Consider the following 17,838-nt stretch of genomic DNA (forward strand, 5'->3'; position numbering starts at 1 on the left):
ATATGATTAGCGTACAGTCCAAAAAGAGAATGGACAACATCATGACCAGCCTGTTTCTGTGCGGCGCCGGCTTCGCCGTCGTACTGCTCGTGGCTTTCGTCGGCTTTGTTATCGTCGAGGGCTTCAGCGGCATGACGCCGGAAATGCTGTCCTTTACGGGAAGCGGCATGGGCAACATGTTCTTTAATACATTATATCTGGTATTCCTGGCGCTGATTGCCAGTACCATTACGGGTATTCCCGCTGGGATTTACCTGGCTGAATATGCAAAAAAAGGCCGCATTACCCACTGGGTTCGAATGGCTGTTGAAACCTTAGCTTCGCTGCCATCTATTGTCGTCGGCTTGTTCGGTTATCTAGTATTTATCGTTATGACTGGTTCGCAGTGGAATCTATTCGCCGGCTCTCTGGCCGTATCGATCTTGACGCTGCCTCTGGTCACGTCTGTAACGGAAGACGCACTGCGCAATCTTCCTGACAGCTATCGTCAGGGCAGTCTCGGCTTAGGCGCATCCCACTGGCAGACGATCTGGCGCGTACTGCTGCCGGCTTGTTTTCCCCGCATCATGACTGGTCTTATCATGGCCGCCGGCCGCGGATTCGGCGAAGCCGCCGCGCTGATGTTTACTGCCGGTATGTCGACGGATATTAACTGGTCCAACTGGGACATTACGTCTACGTCTTGTCCGCTGAATCCCTTCCGCCCCGGTGAAACCCTGGCTCTGCATATCTGGGCTCTTCGGACGGAAGCGCTGCATGCCGACGCTGCGCAGCAGGCTGCTACGTCTTCGGCTATCTTGATGATTCTCGTCGTATCGTTCAGCTTGGCTGCGCGGTATATGAGTTGGCGTATTGATAAGAAAATGGGAGGAAATAAATAATGGCAGAATTGACGACAACCTTATCCGGTTACGGCGCGGCGCAGCAGAAAGAAGCTTCGCAGGATGCTGCAGCTACTCGTGAGTTGGAAAAAGAAAGCGCGAAATTGACGGAAGCAACCTTTGACGTAACGGGACTGGATTTATTCTATGACCAGACGCAGGCGCTGAAGGATATTTCCATGAAGATAAATAAAAACGAAATTACGGCCTTCATCGGGCCGTCGGGCTGCGGAAAATCGACGTTCCTCAAGACGCTGAACCGCATGAACGACTGGGTAGAAGGCTGCCGCATTACGGGCAAGGTCCTCTTTGAAGGCAAGGATATTTTCAAGGAAGTCGATCCCCTGGCCCTGCGGTACCGCGTAGGCATGGTATTCCAGCAGCCGACGCCGTTCCCGAAGAGCGTCTTTGAAAACGTCGCCTATGGGCCGCGTATCCAAGGCATTTCCAATAAAAAAGAATTGGAAGAAATCGTTGAAAAAAGCCTGCGCGCCGCTGCTTGCTGGGACGAAATGAAGGACCGTCTCCATAAGAGCGCCTTAGGCTTGTCCGGCGGCCAGCAGCAGCGTCTGTGCATCGCCCGTACCCTGGCAGCCAATCCGTCGGTTATCCTCATGGACGAACCGACGTCGGCCCTGGACCCGATTTCTACGCAGAAGATCGAAGACCTGGCGCTGGAATTGAAGGAAAAATATACCATCGTCATCGTAACGCACAGCATGCAGCAGGCCCGCCGTATTTCCGACAAGACGGCCTTCTTCCTCCTGGGCGAATTGATCGAATACAACAACACGGTCGACATGTTTACCAATCCGTCGAATCCGAAAACAGAAGAATACATCACGGGCCGCTTCGGCTAATAGGGGGTTAAGCATGTTACAAACATATGAAAATTCTATGAAGGAGCTGAACCAAGAGCTGTCTGCTCTGGGACTCAGCATCGAGGCCGCCATCGATAAGACCTGGAAGGTCTTGGAAACCTTTGATGTCGAATTGGCCGACGAAGTGTATAACGGCGATACGGAAATCGACGAAAAGGTACGGGAATGCATGCGCATGGACTTGACCATTAGCATGACCCAGAGTCCTGTAGCCGCCGATTGGCGCAGTCTCATGGCCACGCTGAAGATTTTGTCCGACTTGGAACGCATTGCCGACCACTGCGCAGATATTTGCCGGTACGTCCATTTGCTGGCCGATACGGGCCATCCCATCGCGCCGCCGCCGGGACTGCGGGAAATGTACGGCGTCATGTCGTCCATGGTCAGCGACGTCCTCGATTTCTACAAGGGCAAGGACAGCGCTCAGGCCGAGCTGATGAAGGATAAGGACGACGTCGTCGACGTAGCCTTTACCCATCTGATGGAAGAAATTTCCGAACAGATGAACAAGGATTCCCAGAATTCCAAGCAGTACGTCACCTACGTGCTGATCGTCAAATATATTGAACGCATGGCCGACCATGCCAACAATATTGCCAACTGGGTTATTTACCGAGAAAAGAACGAAATCAATATTTAATCCATGTGCCCTTTCACCTGCCCGCACGTACGCGCGGCAGGTGATTTTTCATATGGGGCGAGCTCGACAGACGGGGAGAAGCATACTATAATAAACACCATAAGCGGTAATATAGGAGGAATTTATCAGCATGGGATTTTTTGACGCTTTGGTAAAATCAGATATAAACAGGACGCGCAGCGAAAAGATGTACGACGACGCGCTGAAATTGTTTAACTCGGCGCAGCTGCAGAACGAAACGCTGCCGCCGGCATTAAAAGCAGAAGTAGAAGGAGGAGAAGACTGCGACGTCCTTTCCCAGGGCAGCGGCCGGTTTGGCCACGATATGGGCAATCCCATACCCGTCAACGGCCCCTTCGGCGAAATGACCTACTTGTCGCGCCTCCGCCTGCGCAGCACTGGCTCGATGGTGTTTTTTCACAAGGTTGAAACGATCGGCCGCGTCGACAAATTTGAGCTGGTCAACGTCAGCGGAAAGGTCGTTGACTACTTGTATCTGGACATGTATCATCCCCGGGCGTCGCGGCGCTATCCCGAAGGCTACACCCTGGAAAAAGAAGCCGTCTTTCCCCGCGGCGTCACGACGACTGTTCCCGATTTTCCCGCCGGCCTGTACAAGCTGATTAAAAAGGAGGCCAAGCAGCGCCTGGGCGTGGACGTAGCCGAAAAGGAAAGCGACCGCATCGATGTTGAACAGGCCCAGGCTTCTATCCGGGAATTGCGGAAGCTATAAAGCTTTCTGGAATCCGGCTGCAGCTTCAAGAAAGGAGTGAAACGATGGAACAGGCCTTTGCTTCTGTACGCATGGACGAGCATCATCCGAACTGGCAGATTGCCATCAGCCGCAAAGGCAGCCTGTATCGGCGCGAAGGAGATTTCCGCACGGAATTTGGCCGCGATTATACGCGTATTCTTCATTCGACGGCCTACAGCCGCCTCAAGCACAAGACCCAGGTGTTTTTTACGACGAAAAACGACCATATCTGCACGCGCATCGAGCACGTCAATCACGTCGCGTCCGTAAGCGGTACCATCGGCCGGTATTTGGGGCTGAATACGGAGCTCATCAGCGCCATTGCCAACGGCCACGACCTGGGCCACGCGCCTTTCGGCCATTTGGGAGAACGGGTATTGAGCCGCATCAGCCAGGCCGAGCTGGGAGAGACGTTTTGGCACGAACGGCAGGGCCTCCGCGTCGTCGACGATATGGAAACGCTGCTGGACCCAGCCGGGAAAATGAAAAACATGATGCTGACCTACGCTGTCCGCGACGGCATTATCAATCACTGCGGCGAAGTGCGGCAGACGGTGCTGCGCCCTCGGGAACATGTCGTCCCTCTGGAGTCGATTACCCGTCCTAACGAATATGAGCCCTATACCTGGGAAGGATGCGTCGTCAAAATTGCTGATAAAATCGCCTATCTGGGCAGAGATATTGAAGACGCCGTGCGCCTGCGCATCCTGACGGAAGACGGCAAGCCCCTGGCCGAGCTGAAGCAGCGGCTGAACGAGCAGCTTCACGCCCATCTCCAATCCCTGACCAATACGTCGATCATGTATCCCCTGATTACGGATATCTGCCGGGAAAGCACGCCGGAGAAGGGCCTGGTACTTTCAGAGTCCCATCTGAAGCTCATGGACGACGTCATGAAATTCAACTACGAGTACATCTACCGCAGCAAGCGGCTGGAAGTATATCATGCCTACGCTAGGCTGATTCTGGAATCGATTTACGGCATTTTGAAGGCCTGCTATGCCGGCGGTGATACGCTGCGGGAGCTGGAACGGCTGCGGCAGGACTATCCCACCTTGGGAAAACACTTTTTAGAACGCATGAAGAAGTATTCCGATATTGGACGGGCTGTAGCCAGCCGGGATAAATACGGCAACGCCTTTGGCAACGCCGTGATATACCGCATCGCCGACGATGAAAAAGACTACCGGCTGGCCTGCATCGATTATATCGCCGGCATGACCGATACCTACGCAGAAAAAATTTTCGACGAGCTTACGACATTTTAATGGAAATATGGTATAATGATACGGCAGATTTAGAAAATATGCCGGACATGAGATTCGGCAGGAACATCAGATATGCGCAGGAGGGGTTCAGACTCATGAGAGATTTACCGCAGGCCCATGAAATATGGCGTCATTTTAAAAATAATATGTACGAAATCATTACGATTGCAGAGCATACGGAAACAGGTGAAAAGTTCGTCATCTATAAAGCGCTGCAGGATACGATGAAGACCTACGCCCGCCCGCTGAAGGATTTCATGAGCGAAGTGGATAAGGCGAAGTATCCGAAGGCAGATCAGGATTTTCGCTTTGTCAAAGTAAAATAAAACGGCGTCTATACCGCCGTTCCGCATGAAATAAGCCGCAGGACAACGCTTCGACGCGCTGCCTGCGGCCTATTTTTTACTGTGTATGATGTGAAAGATATTAGCCCTTCGCTGCGATGCATTCGTTGAGATCGGCGATGAGAGCGTCTACGTCGATGCCGTGGGCGCCGGCGCCTTGGCCGATCGTTTCAAAGTGGGCGGCCATGCAGCCGACGCAGCCCAGACCGTATTGCTGGAATACTTCGAGAATCTGGGGGTATTTCTGAACCGCTTCGATGATGCCTGTATCTTTTGTAATTTCTGCCATGATACATCCTCCTTGGTATAGTCGTTTCCGTATGTTTTGAAAGAACTTCCGGATTGCATCCTATTATACCATACTTTTTCAGTTTTGTATTGCCTGTTTGCAGGAATTTCTGGGATAGAGAGAAATTGGCCGAAGTGACAAAGAGCATTAGTCAAGGACATATGTAAAAAAAGCATAATTAAAATGATACTGCTAAATAATAACAAATAGAAAAGTGGAATAAATTGGTATGCTTATATCGAATTAGAGATAACTAAAAGAGGAAGAAATAGTTCGCTTTGCGAAAAGATTGAGAAAATAATAAGATATGAAATAAAAAAGTTAAAAATATTAAGATGATATGGATAAATAGATGAGTGAAAGGAATAGTAAATTTTTTTGCTTGCAATAATTAAATAGTATGTTGCATTATTCAATACATGCATTATAATAATAACAAAGGTTATTCTTTAAAATACTAAAAGGAAAGGAGCGAAGAGTAATATTGTATGCTGAATGCTGTTGGAGTATGCGGCATTCGTAATGTTTTCTGTTTTTATGTATGAAAGGGTGAATTTGGATTATGATGGTATTTTTGGCAGTACTGCCGCTGTTATGGCTTATCGTTGCCTTGTCCATTTTAAAAGTACCGGCATGGAAAGCCTGCGGGGTTGCAGCAATTATTTCATTCATCGTCGCCGTCGTGCCCTTCGGTAAGGAAGCTGGCATCATGGCAACAGGCGCGCTGGAAGGCGTTGCCTTGGCTATCTGGCCTATTTTGTTAGTTATTACGTCGGCTATTTTCACGTATAACCTCGTCGTCCGCACCGGCGCTATGGAAACGATTAAGACGATGCTGACGTCTGTAAGCTCGGATATGCGTATCCTGTCCCTCCTCTTGGCTTGGGGCTTCGGCGCCTTCATGGAAGGCATGGCTGGTTTCGGTACGGCCGTTGCAATTCCGGCGGCTATGATGGTCGGCCTCGGCTTTCATCCGCTGAAATCTATCCTGGCCTGCCTGGTTGCGAACTCCGTTCCGACGACCTTCGGCTCTATCGCTATTCCGACGACGACCTTGGCGACGTTGACGCATCTTGATTCCGTCGGCCTGGGCCAGTTCATTGCAATTCAGCTCTTTATTCTTAATACATTAAGCCCGTTCTTCGTAGTTATGATCATGGGCGGCGGCCCGAAAGCCCTGAAAGGCGTATTCCTGCCGACCCTAATTTCCGGCTTGGCCCTGTCCGTTCCGGAATTGCTCATCAACATGGCTATGGGTCCTGAACTGTCCGTTATCGTTCCGTCGGCTATTATCATGGGCTCCATCGTCGTCTGCGCGAAGATCTTCAAGACCGACGATCCGGAATACCGCGTCGAAGCTGAAGTTCGTCAGATTTCTTCCAGCGAAGGTATCAGCGCGACCATGCCGTTTATCTTGATCTTCGTGTTGTTAATCATTACGTCTAAGTTCTTCCCGTTCATCAACGGCCCGCTCAGCGCATTTAAGACGTCTGTTCAGATTTATGCTGGTCCCGGTGCTTCTCCGTATACCTTTGTATGGGTTGCTACGCCTGGCATCATGATCTTCCTTTCGGCATTCCTCGGCGGTGCTTATCAGAAAGCAAGCTTTGGCAAAATGCTCGGCGTTTTGGGCGATACGTTCAAGGGCTTGAAATTTACATACGTTACGATTATCTGCGTTGTTATGACTGCTAAATTGATGACGTACAGCGGCATGACGGCAGCTATTGCCGGCGCATTGGTTGCTGCCACGGGTTCTATGTATCCGGCATTTGCTCCGCTCGTCGGTGCTCTCGGTGCCTTCATCACCGGTTCCGGTACGAACGCTAACGTTCTCTTCGGGCCTTTGCAGACGGCAGCTGCCGCACAGATGGTTCCCGGCGATACCGGCTTGGCTATGTGGCTCGCAGCTACGAACTCCGCAGGCGCAGGCATCGGCAAGATGTTCTCCCCGCAGAGTATCGCTATCGGCATCGGCGCTGTTGCTCCGGCCTTGGAAGCTTATATTTCTGAAAAGAAAGTGGAAAGCGGCGAAGCGGACAGCCTGCGTCAGAGCATTCAGGCCAACGTCATTATGCAGAGCATTGCGAAGTACTTCGTTATCTATATCGTAGTCGCTGGCCTCTGCGCTTACTTTGGCTTGAGCATGTTCGTTCACTAAGCATATACTTGAAATTAAAACAGGAATCTGCCTCGGCAGGTTCCTGTTTTTTTGATATCCGCTGCCTGTTTCTATTCCTCCTTATAATGAAGCTCGCTGCTTGCAGTTCCTGGAAGGCGAGAAACATATAATTGGCCAATGCTTTGTCTGTTGAAGACTGGCTGTTTAATTATTTTATGTGCTGCCGCTGCGGGGCGGCGGCGATGTCATAGGTTGTGCGTGTCATTGCGAGGATACGCCAAGACAAGGCTTTGAGGCGGCGCAGCGGCTGCCTTTTCCGTGATTTGCTGTCAAAATAACTTTGCAGAGGCAGGAGCTGTGTCCTGCCTTAGGTATGGGCTTTTCTTTTGCTGCCCGACAGGCGCGGCGAGGGATAAAAAATCGCTGCCTGCCGTAACGGACAGCAGACAGCGCATGTACCGGATTAATATTCCGGCGGCATATTTTTCTTGGTTCGCGGCATTTTCAAGGCGTCGCCCGGCGAATCGTGGTATTTTACGGACGGTCCTGTAAAGCCCCGGCCGACGACTTCCGAAGCGTCGCTGATGATCATGAAGGCTCCCGGGTCGATTTTGTTGACCAGTTCTTTGATCTTAGCGATTTCCGTCAGCTTGATGACGGCGTAGATAATGCGTTTATCCTGCATGGTATAGGCTCCCTGGCCGTACAGGTATGTCGCGCCGTGGCCGATATAGCGCATGAGCAGGTTGGCGATTTCTTCTGCATGATTGGAAATGATAAAGACCGATTTCCGCTGCTTCAGGCCGATGACGACCTTGTTGGTAATGAAGGCCGTAATATAGGTGCTGACGAAGGTGAGAACGGCCATTTCCAGGGAAAACATATAGGCGGCGGCGACGAGGATGAGCGAATTGATGACCATGACGACGTTGCCCATTTCCAGGGAATAGTATTTCTTTACGATGGCTCCGACGACGTCCAGGCCGCCGCTGTTGCCGTTGTATTTGTATAAAATGCCGAACCCCAGTCCTGATACCAGGCCGCCGGTGATGCTGGAAATCATCGGATCCTTGACGATATCCCACGTCGAAAGGAAGGCCGTTGCGTCGGCCAGTACGGAGAAGATGGCCGTGCCGACGATACTGAGGATAGTATACTGCCGCCCCATGAATTTGTAGCAGGCGATCATAATCGGTATGTTGAGGGCGAAAATACCTACGCCGACAGGCAGGCCTACGGCGAAGTAAAACATGATGGCTACGCCGCCGATGCCGCTGCTGAGCAGGTGATGGGGGATGAAAAATGCATTCATGCCGACGGTTACGATGAGACAGCCGATGAAGGAGGCAATGTAGGGAATTGCCAATTGTTTCAGCGATGTGTCCTGTGTTGTTTTCATGTTCTTTGCTCCTGTAAAAATGCGGAAAGAATTGTAAAATAAAGAAAAAAACGGTATAATTAAAAGTAACGCCGCTGCATCAGTATGTACAGTGGCAATGGATAACAAGGGCCGTTTGCCGTTGTTGTCTCACATTATAACATAGGAATTTTTTAATTCAATACGGATTGCACATTTTGCATTCGAAATGGAGAGCTGGGAATGATAGAAGAGATAGGCTGCGGAAAAATTAATTTGGCCCTGGCGATTACAGGCCGGCGGGACGACGGATACCACGATATCGACACGATATTTCAATCTATCGGCTTGCACGACGTAATCCGCTTGGAAGAGGCAGATGAATTTTTGCTGACCTGTTCGAATCCGGCGCTGGCCTGCGACGAGACAAATTTAGCGTATAAAGCTTACACGGCGCTGCTTCCGTACCGCTGCGGCCCGAAAGGCGTTCGCATTCACATTGAAAAGAACATTCCCGTCGCGGCGGGGCTGGCCGGCGGCAGCACGGACTGCGCGGCCGTGCTGCGAGGGCTCAATCGCTTGTGGCGGCTGGGCCTGACGACGGCGGAGCTGTGCCGCATCGGCGCGTCTATCGGCGCCGACGTCCCCTTTTGCGTCTGCGGCGGGACGATGCGGGGCCGGGGTATTGGCGAGGTATTGACGCCGCTGCCGCCGCTGCCTGCGCGGCCTGTCCTCATCGTGCATCCGCCGGTGCCGGTCTATACGGGGAAGGCCTACTCCTTATTCGACACGATGCCCCGTTTGCAGGGCGTAGCCGTAGACGAGGCGGCGAAGGCCGTAGAAGCCGCCGATTTTGAAGGGCTGGAAGCCCATATGGGCAACACCTTTGAAGAACTGGTCATTTCCGACGTGCCGATGATAGACACGTGCCGTGCTATGCTGCGCCGTCAGGGCCTGCGGCCTCTCATGGCCGGCAGCGGGCCCACCGTATTTGCCCTGGTGCCGCCGTCGGCATCGGCCGGCGACATATACCAGGCCGTTGCGGCAGAGGCGAAAGACCGGGGAATCGATGTATATATAAGTTCGTTAGTGGAAGGAAATGGCGAGCCATATGAAGAAAACGACGGGATATAAATTAGAGCCCATTCAGTTAGACGTATATAGACCGTTGCGCGATGTCGTCAGCGACGTGCTGCGCCAGGCCATTAAGGACGGCGTGCTGAAGCCCGGCGAGCGGCTGATGGAAATCCGCCTGGCCGAGGAGCTGGGCGTGAGCAGGACGCCGATTCGCGAGGCCATCCGGAAATTGGAGCAAGAAGGGTTTGTCGTCATGGTGCCCCGGCGCGGCACCTATGTGGCCGATATTTCGCTGAAGGATATTTCCCAGGTTTTTGAAATCCGCGGCGCCTTGGAAGAGCTAGCTGCGGGGCTGGCTGCCGAGCGCATTACGCCGGACGAGCTGGAGCGGCTGGAGAGGATATTGGTGGAAATCAACGAATATATGGCTCACGACGACTTTGATAAGATCGTCGACGCCGACGTCCGCTTTCATGACGTCCTGTATCAGGCCAGCCGGAATCAGCGTCTCGTCGACATCCTGCATAATCTGAGAGAGCAGATGCTCCGCTTCCGCTCCATATCCATGCATTATCCAGGCCGCCTGGCAGCTACGTGGGAAGAACACCGGCAAATGGTGGAAAACATAGCCAACCATAACAGCGCCATGGCCCGCAAGGTAGCAAAAAAGCATATGGAAAATTCGGAAAAGACCCTTCTCAAGGGCATCAGCCAGGACGAAGAGTCGGCTCGTCAGATTCATGAATTGTTTCCCCATTCGTAACGGCCGCGGCCGGTAAAGAGGGCGATCGTATGCTGCATTCGTTTGTGCATTTTGTCAGCTTGGTCAGAAATAAAGAGAAAAATATGGACGAGTACGAACATTTTTTGTGCGTGCTGACCATCGTCTTATTCATACTGCTTCTGGTGCGCTCCTTAGTCGCGTTATACATGGGACGATGGAATTTATTTACAGATATATGAGGAAAGCTAGTTAATTATTGTTATATAAGGGGGATATGTGCATGAAAACTTTTTCGCTTCCCTGCGGCAAAGGGACACAAACCGTTTCGTTGGAAGAAAGCCATATGTTATACGACCTGCACGGCAACGACGTAGCTGTCGCCGCCGATGAACAGGCCGCAGTACGCCAGGCCCTGCGCCAGCCTGTAGGCAGCGCGCCCCTGCGCGACGTCATCCAGGCCGGCGATACCGTGGCCATCATCGTCAGCGATATTACCCGCCTGGTCCATACGGATATCATGCTGCCGGTTATCGTAGAGGAATTGAACTCCATCGGCGTGAAGGACGAGCAGATCACCGTCATTACGGCCCAGGGCACCCATCGGGCCCATACGCCGGAAGAAGACGCCATCGTCTGCGGCCAGGAGATGGCGAAGCGCCTGCGCATCGTCAACCACGACTGCCGCAACGACGAGGCTTTGACCTGCATCGGCACGACGACCTATGGAAACGACGTATATATCAACGCCGAAGCGGTTAAGGCTGATAAGGTCATTTTGACCGGCTCCGTGTCTTTCCATCCCATGGCTGGATTCGGCGGCGGGCGAAAGGCCGTGCTGCCCGGCATTGCCGGATACGACACGATTATGCGCAATCACGCCATGGCCTTGACAGAAGACGTCGGCGGCGGCTGCAATCCCTTATGCGAAACGAGCCTGCTGGAACACAACCCCCTTCATGACGACATGCGTCAGGCGGCGGAAATGCTGAACCCGGCCTACCTGGTCAATACGGTGTTTACGGCCGACGGCGAGTTATACGAAGTCGTAGGCGGCCACTGGTACGAAGCGTGGAAAAAGGGATGCGACGATTTACTGCGCATTGCCAGCGTTCCGATTCAGGAGCTGTCGGACGTCACTATCGGTTCGGCCGGCGGATATCCTAAGGACATGAACCTGTATCAAAGCATGAAGGCCCATATGAACTCCGTCTTTGCGACGAAGCCCGGCGGCATTATGATTTTCACCTTAGATTGCCCGGACATTAAGGAACCGGCTATTTTTACCAATTGGTTTTTCCGCAGCAACATGGAAGAGTTTGAACGGGATTTGCGCGCTGATTTCTCGATTCCCGCCTTCGTGGCCTTTAAATCGCGCTGCATCATCAATTCCATGAAGCAGGTATATGTCGTTACCCGGCCGGAAAACTTTGATATTATCCGCCAGAGCGGCCAGATTCCGGCGGCGACGCTGGAAGAAGCCTGGACTATGGCGCAGGAAGAATTGAAGCGGGAAGGAAAGGACGACTATACGGTGACCGTTATGGGACACGCCTCGGCTACCTTCCCGGTACTGCAGAAATAAGACAGACGGGCTGACCCGAAGCGAACTGCTTCGGGTTATACGTTTTACTCATGATTTATGCATAAAAATCATGGTTAGGAATGATAAAACTGTATAGTCTTTTTCTGGGCAAGGCAAGACAAATGAAATGGCCTGTATTATAATAAGCGTATTCAACTGATTTGTTGCAGCTGCAGAAACGGAAGTTGCAGTATATCGTAAAAAAGGGGATGCAGTTAGTTATGAAACAATATAATCCGGTTACAGAAGAAGTCGTCAAGGCTCTTCAAGACGTCGTCGGGGAAAAATACGTCAAAACGGCGCCCGACGTATTAGATGTGTATAAATCTGACGAAAGCCTGGCGCCGTCGTATTGGCGCACGCCGGAAGTCGTCGTGCTGCCGGCCAATACGGAAGAAGTGGCCGAAATCGTCAAGATCGCCAACAAGTACAACGTTCCCGTTACGCCGCGAAGCGCCGGCACCAGCGTCAGCTGCGGCGCCGTGCCGGTATATCACGGCATCGTCCTGCTGATGGAACGGATGAACCGCATTTTGGAAGTCAATGAAGAAGGCATGTACATGGTTGTCGAAGCAGGCGTGCGTACGATTGACATTCAGAATTTGGCTAAGTCCAAAGGCCTGCTGTACGCCGGCGACCCGTGCAGCTCCGACAGCTGCCTCATCGGCGGCAACCTGGCTACCAACGCCGGCGGCAACAAAGCTGTGCGCTACGGCACGACCCGTCATCAGGTATACGCTATTGAAGTCGTCCTGCCGAACGGCAAGATTGCCAACCTCGGCGCGCCTTTGAAGAAATGCTCGACAGGCTTCTGCCTCGACCAGCTGGTCATCGGCTCGGAAGGCACGCTGGGCATTATTACGAAGGCGACGCTGAAGCTCGTCCCCCTGTGCCCGTACCGCCTCGACGTATTGGCCGTCTTTACCGATTTGGGCAAAGCTACGGCCCTGGTGCCGAACTTGATTAAGGCCGGACTCAATCCGACGTCCGTCGAATTTATGGACAACAACTTCGTCCGCAGCGCCAGCGATTACAGCGACCTGCGCCTGCCTCATTATGAAGACGGTTACTACGATATCATTTCGATCGAAACGTTCAATGAAGACGAATTGGACGACAAGATGGAAAAATTGGCGGCCATTTGCGAAGCCTGCGGCGCAACGGACGTCGTAGAAGCCGACGACAGAGTGTGGACAGTCCGCCGCAACTGCCTGGAAAGCACCCGCGTGTTCTCCAAGGTCGCCACGTCGGAAGATTTGGTCGTACCGGTCACGAAGATTGCCGACTGCATCCAGTCCTTAGTCGAAGAAAGCAAGAAATACGACTTCCGCGTATTCTGCCTGGCTCACGCCGGCGACGGCAACCTCCATTTCCAAATCCTGAAATGCGATATGAGCGATGAAGAATGGGAAAAACAGCTGGAAGAATTCCGCGACGTCGCCTATAAATACGTATACGGCTTAGGCGGCCGCTTGTCCGGCGAACACGGCATCGGCTTTAAGCGCCTCGACTACATGGAAAAATACACCGACCCGGTAGAGCTGGAACTCATGAAGTCCATTAAACGGGCTATCGACCCCAACTGGATTTTAAACCCCGGCAAGGTCATCAGCGCCGACTAATGTTCTGGAATAGATAAGCAACTGCGCAGCGCCCCGATAGGAAATCGTGAAGACATGATTTCCTATCGGGGCGTTTTTTGTCATGTGAAAGGTCCTTTCATGAAATTGGACATATATTTGACGGCATGAAGGGCAAAAATGCAGTCAATGGCCGAAAGGAATGGTATAATAGTATATATGTGAGATAACGGTAATTTGTCGGATAGAGGAGCGTGACGATACAGTTGACAAAACTAGATATAAAAAATCTATTTAACCCGTAGCATATCCTCCATGTCGGCAACATGCGGGCGAAATTTTTTGCCAGCGGCAGCTTTGACGGCATTACAGACGTGCGGGAGGAAATTTTACATGGCTGGAAGGTATCCTACGACAGGGGATACCGCACGCCGGATTTCAAAAAGCCCGTCGTGACGGACCTGTACCTGCGCACGCAGAAGGAGGAAGAGCTGCTGGCTATTGCCGTGCCGTATATGGAGCGTCTGTATACGTTTTTGCAGAACGACACCTTTTGGATTACCCTATTGGATCGTGACGGCGTCATCTTAAAGCTGGTCGGGTCGGATACGATGCTGAAGGAGCTGGCGGCGACAGGCCTGATCGAAGGATCCAACCGGGGAAGCGACGCGCCCTACGGCGGGCTGTTTCACCTGGTCTTTACCTATAAAAAGCCCTTTATCCTGGTATCGACAGAGCATGCCTCGTCTATCGACGACAACCTGGCCGGCGGCGCCTGCCCTATCGTCGACCCAGAGACGAAGGAGATTTTAGGCTTTATCGCCGTATCGGGCCATTGGTGGTATTCCCATCTGCATACGCTGGGATTGGCCGTCATCGCGGCGGAAGCCATTTCCAAGCAGTATGCATTGGAAAAAGCGACGAAGCGCTTGTACGCTATGAGTCAATCCTTGAAAAAAGTAAACTCCCGGCTATATACGACGCTGGACAGCATTAAGACGGGCATCATTTACTGCAATGAAGAGGGAACCGTCAAGGTCATCAATGAAGGCGCTGTGAAATTGCTGGGAATTAAGAAGGACTTGAAGGATGTGCCGGGGACGAACGTCTGCCCGTATTTTGACTCGAAGCTGTCTATGGATAAAATCGCCGCCAATACGAAGAACGGCGAAACGTACTGCTACGAGCTGGTCAGCTCGGGTTGCCCCGATTTTGTCTACAAACGGAACTACCTGCTGTACTGCTATATCCGCCGCATCAATATCGGCGAAAAAGAGCAGGAATATATTATTACCCTGTCGAAGCAGACCGAAGCCCATCTGAATGCGACCAAGATGATCTATGCCGAGCCGACGTTCAGCTTCGACGACATTATCGGCTCGTCCGACGCGATTCGCCAGGTGAAAACCATCGCCGAACTAGGGGCGGCCCATAATCCGTCGATTTTAATTACCGGCGAGAGCGGAACGGGGAAGGAATTGTTCGCCCAGTCCATTCACAACGCCAGCAGCCGGCGGAATGGCCCCTTTGTGGCGATTAACTGCGGCGCCATCCCGCGGACCCTCATAGAAAGCGAGCTCTTCGGTTATGAAAAGGGCGCCTTTACCGGCGCCGATAAGAAGGGGCATCCGGGCAAGTTTGAGCTGGCGAATGGCGGCACCTTGTTTTTAGACGAAATCGGCGACATGCCCTACGACGTCCAGGTGACGCTGCTGCGCGTGCTGCAGACGCAGACGGTGACGCGCATCGGCGGCACGAAGCCCATACAGATCGACGTCCGCATCGTGTCGGCTACGAACAAGGATCTGCGCAAGTGCATTGAAAACCATACCTTCCGCGAAGATTTGTATTACCGCCTCAACGTGTTTACCATTCCCTTGCCGCCGCTGCGGGAACGGGGCCGGGACATAGAGGAAATTGCCCGGTATTTCTTGACAGTCTATAATAAAATTTACAATAAGCACGTCGCCGACATATCGGAAGACGTCCTTCGGGCCTTTCACGCTTACCGGTGGCCCGGCAATATCCGGGAACTGGAAAACGTGATGGAACGAGCCGTTATCTTGTGTAAACGGGACTATGTCACGCTGATAGATATTCCCGACGCCATTGGGCGGAGGGCTGATAAGGCTGCGCCGCCGCTGGCCGTAGGCTGGCCCCTGCGGCATGAAAGAGAACAGATCGAATCGGCCTTAAAGGAGCATAAGGGAAATATGTCCCATGCGGCGAAGGAGTTGGGCATGAGCCGGCCGACATTGTATAAGCGTGTCAAGGAATACGGTATAGACAAACGAAAATTTGAGTGACGAAATGAAAAGCCAGTACCTGCGGCTTACTGCCGGTACTGGTTTTTGCTTGTGTAAAAAAGTGTAAAATGCATTTACAGTGTAAACGGAGTGTAAAGGCATTTTACACTGTAACGGTGGAAAAATGCCTGTTTTACGCTCTTTTATATATGGCATGAAAATTTCATATATATTTTCAAATCGAAATTCAAGGAGGCAATACGCATATGGAAGTAAAACAGATTTTAGTGTACGGCGCCGGCTTGATGGGCCGGGGCATCGCCCAGGTATTTTCCCGCAATCCGGAATATTCCATCGTTTTATATGATATCGCCGACAACGATGTTCTCGGCCAGGTCCGCAAGGAAATGATGTCCTTTGTCGATCAGGGCATCGTCGATGCCGACACGGCAGAACAGCAGCTGAGCCGCATCAGCTTTACGACGGGTTTGAGCCCTGAATTGTGCCAGAAGACGGATTTAGTCGTCGAAGCCGTATTTGAAAACATGGAATTGAAGCAGTCGGTCTTCGAAAAGCTGGAAATCATGTGCCGTCCCGACACGATTTTCTGCACCAATACGTCCGTCATGAGCCCGACGGAAATCAGCGCCCGCGTCAAGCACAAAGAACGCTTCGTCGGCACCCATTTCTGGAATCCGGCGACGCTGATTCCCCTGGTAGAAGTCGTCAAAGCCAACGGCTCGTCTGACGAAGTAGCCCAGCAGGTATACGACATTTTGGAAAAAGTAGGCAAAAAGCCGGTTATCTGCCAGCGCGACGTACCGGGCTTCATTGCCAACCGCATGCAGCACGCCCTGTGGAGAGAAGCGATTTATATCGTCGAACAGGGGATTGCCGACGCCGAAACGGTCGATAAAGCCGTTAAATACAGCTTCGGCCTCCGCCTGCCCCAGCTGCCGCCGTTGGTTAACTCCGATTTGGTCGGCACGGACTTGACCTACAACATTCACGAATACATCTTGAAATATCTGTGCAGTGACACGACGCCGTCGCCCCTGCTGGTCAAGATGAAGGAAGAAAACAAGATGGGCTTCAAGAGCGGCGAAGGCTTCTTCAAGTGGGACGACGAATCCATCGCAGCAGAACGCAAGGGGCTGAACGACTATTTAATTCACATGCTTTATAAAAAAGATAAAGAATAAGAGCGTATTTTAAGGAGGAAACATATCATGAGCAATTTGAAAAACAAAGTTATCATCACTGCAGCTGTAACGGGCGCATGGCCGAAAAAAGAAAACAATCCGAACGTTCCCCTGACGCCGCAGGAAATTGCTGACGACGTCTATCAGTGCTGGCAGGCCGGCGCTGCCGTCGCTCACCTTCACATGCGCGACGATGAAGGCAACGGTACCATGAGTGCCGATAAATTCCGTGAAACGGTACAGACGATCAAGACTAAATATCCTGACTGCGACATCGTCCTGAATCTTACGACATCAGGCGACCTTCACGCGACGGAAGAAACGCGCCAGTTCCATTTGAAGGAATTAAAACCGGAAATGGCGTCGTACGACTGCGGCTCCATGAACTGGATGAACAGCGGCTTGTTCCTCAATCCGCCGAAATTCCTGGAAGACCTGGGCCAGCTCATGCAGGAACTGAACATCAAGCCGGAAATCGAAGCCTTCGACCCGGGCATGATCGCCAACGCCGCCTATTACCTCAAAAAAGGCGTATTGAAAGCGCCGCTCCATTTCCAGATGTGCATGGGCTGCGCCAACGGCATCCCCGGCTCGGTTAAGAATCTCGTCTTCATGAAGGAAACGATGGATACCCTGTGCCCGGGCTCTACCTGGTCGGCCTTCGGCGTAGGCCACAGCGCCATGGAAATCATGTACGCGACCATCGCCTTGGGCGGCCATCTCCGCGTCGGCATGGAAGACAACGTCATGTACGCCAAGGGCGTGCTGGCTGAAAGCAACCGCCAGTTCGTAGAAAGGGCTCGCCGCTGCGTAGAAGAATACGGTAAGGAAGTCGCAACGCCGGCAGAAGCGCGCGAAATCCTGGGTCTGAAATAATAGGAGTGTGACAGG

17 protein-coding genes are annotated in these 17,838 nt (G+C 52.2%); 15 read left to right on the forward strand and 2 right to left on the reverse strand.

The genetic code is table 11. From position 1 onward, the window contains the following. Positions 1-2 precede the first annotated feature (2 nt). The 6 genes from pstA to B5F80_RS00410 all read left to right on the forward strand — a co-directional run bounded on the left by pstA (position 3) and on the right by B5F80_RS00410 (position 4,750). Positions 3-881, forward strand: a complete 879-nt coding sequence (gene pstA / locus B5F80_RS00385; RefSeq protein ID WP_087476831.1) for a phosphate ABC transporter permease PstA — start codon at positions 3-5, stop codon at positions 879-881. Continuing rightward, on the forward strand, positions 881-1,741 hold the full coding sequence (gene pstB, locus B5F80_RS00390; RefSeq protein ID WP_087476832.1) for a phosphate ABC transporter ATP-binding protein PstB: 861 nt from the start codon (positions 881-883) through the stop codon (positions 1,739-1,741). Before pstA ends, pstB begins: the two co-directional genes overlap by 1 nt. A gap of 13 nt (positions 1,742-1,754) precedes the next feature. Further along, a complete protein-coding gene (gene phoU, locus B5F80_RS00395; RefSeq protein WP_087476833.1) occupies positions 1,755-2,402 on the forward strand; it encodes a phosphate signaling complex protein PhoU in 648 nt (215 codons plus the stop codon). 130 nt (positions 2,403-2,532) lie between these two features. Next, the gene (locus tag B5F80_RS00400) at positions 2,533-3,135 is read left to right on the forward strand and encodes a hypothetical protein (RefSeq protein ID WP_087476834.1); all 603 of its coding nucleotides are present in this window, start codon (positions 2,533-2,535) and stop codon (positions 3,133-3,135) included. A gap of 44 nt (positions 3,136-3,179) precedes the next feature. After that, the gene (locus B5F80_RS00405) at positions 3,180-4,424 is read left to right on the forward strand and encodes an HD domain-containing protein (protein WP_087476835.1); all 1,245 of its coding nucleotides are present in this window, start codon (positions 3,180-3,182) and stop codon (positions 4,422-4,424) included. Positions 4,425-4,519: 95 nt separating this feature from the next. After that, complete coding sequence (locus B5F80_RS00410) at positions 4,520-4,750, forward strand: DUF1653 domain-containing protein (protein WP_087476836.1); 231 nt, start codon at positions 4,520-4,522, stop codon at positions 4,748-4,750. Between the two features lie 100 nt (positions 4,751-4,850). Here B5F80_RS00410 and B5F80_RS00415 read toward each other — a convergent pair whose 3' ends face one another. Further along, positions 4,851-5,057 carry a DUF1858 domain-containing protein gene (locus B5F80_RS00415; protein WP_087476837.1) on the reverse strand — a complete coding sequence of 69 codons (207 nt, stop codon included), beginning with the start codon at positions 5,055-5,057 and terminating at the stop codon, positions 4,851-4,853. Between the two features lie 553 nt (positions 5,058-5,610). Here B5F80_RS00415 and B5F80_RS00420 point away from each other — a divergent pair. After that, entirely contained in the window at positions 5,611-7,218 is a 1,608-nt protein-coding gene (locus B5F80_RS00420; protein ID WP_087476838.1) for an L-lactate permease, read from the forward strand. Between the two features lie 424 nt (positions 7,219-7,642). Here the strand turns inward: B5F80_RS00420 and B5F80_RS00425 are convergent, their stop codons facing one another. Next, positions 7,643-8,578, reverse strand: coding sequence for a YitT family protein (locus tag B5F80_RS00425; protein ID WP_087476839.1), 936 nt, complete (start codon positions 8,576-8,578; stop codon positions 7,643-7,645). Positions 8,579-8,779: 201 nt separating this feature from the next. On the opposite strand from B5F80_RS00425, the gene ispE reads away from it, so the two are divergent. The 8 genes from ispE to B5F80_RS00460 all read left to right on the forward strand — a co-directional run bounded on the left by ispE (position 8,780) and on the right by B5F80_RS00460 (position 17,823). Next, a complete protein-coding gene (gene ispE / locus B5F80_RS00430; RefSeq protein ID WP_204246301.1) occupies positions 8,780-9,670 on the forward strand; it encodes a 4-(cytidine 5'-diphospho)-2-C-methyl-D-erythritol kinase in 891 nt (296 codons plus the stop codon). Next, a complete protein-coding gene (locus tag B5F80_RS00435; protein WP_087476841.1) occupies positions 9,648-10,376 on the forward strand; it encodes a GntR family transcriptional regulator in 729 nt (242 codons plus the stop codon). Before ispE ends, B5F80_RS00435 begins: the two co-directional genes overlap by 23 nt. A 29-nt stretch (positions 10,377-10,405) precedes the next feature. After that, on the forward strand, positions 10,406-10,576 hold the full coding sequence (locus B5F80_RS11320; RefSeq protein WP_204246302.1) for a hypothetical protein: 171 nt from the start codon (positions 10,406-10,408) through the stop codon (positions 10,574-10,576). A gap of 41 nt (positions 10,577-10,617) precedes the next feature. Beyond that, positions 10,618-11,919, forward strand: coding sequence for a nickel-dependent lactate racemase (gene larA / locus B5F80_RS00440; protein WP_087476842.1), 1,302 nt, complete (start codon positions 10,618-10,620; stop codon positions 11,917-11,919). Positions 11,920-12,140: 221 nt separating this feature from the next. Beyond that, the gene (locus B5F80_RS00445; RefSeq protein WP_087476843.1) at positions 12,141-13,541 is read left to right on the forward strand and encodes an FAD-binding oxidoreductase; all 1,401 of its coding nucleotides are present in this window, start codon (positions 12,141-12,143) and stop codon (positions 13,539-13,541) included. A 284-nt stretch (positions 13,542-13,825) separates the two neighbouring features. Next, a complete protein-coding gene (locus B5F80_RS00450) occupies positions 13,826-15,805 on the forward strand; it encodes a sigma 54-interacting transcriptional regulator (RefSeq protein WP_087476844.1) in 1,980 nt (659 codons plus the stop codon). Between the two features lie 206 nt (positions 15,806-16,011). Beyond that, positions 16,012-16,947 carry a 3-hydroxyacyl-CoA dehydrogenase family protein gene (locus B5F80_RS00455; protein WP_087476845.1) on the forward strand — a complete coding sequence of 312 codons (936 nt, stop codon included), beginning with the start codon at positions 16,012-16,014 and terminating at the stop codon, positions 16,945-16,947. Between the two features lie 27 nt (positions 16,948-16,974). Then, on the forward strand, positions 16,975-17,823 hold the full coding sequence (locus tag B5F80_RS00460; RefSeq protein WP_204246303.1) for a 3-keto-5-aminohexanoate cleavage protein: 849 nt from the start codon (positions 16,975-16,977) through the stop codon (positions 17,821-17,823). The last annotated feature ends 15 nt before the right edge of the window (positions 17,824-17,838 follow it).

The sequence above is a fragment of the Megasphaera sp. An286 genome (assembly GCF_002163455.1).
GTDB lineage: Bacteria > Bacillota > Negativicutes > Veillonellales > Megasphaeraceae > Megasphaera > Megasphaera stantonii.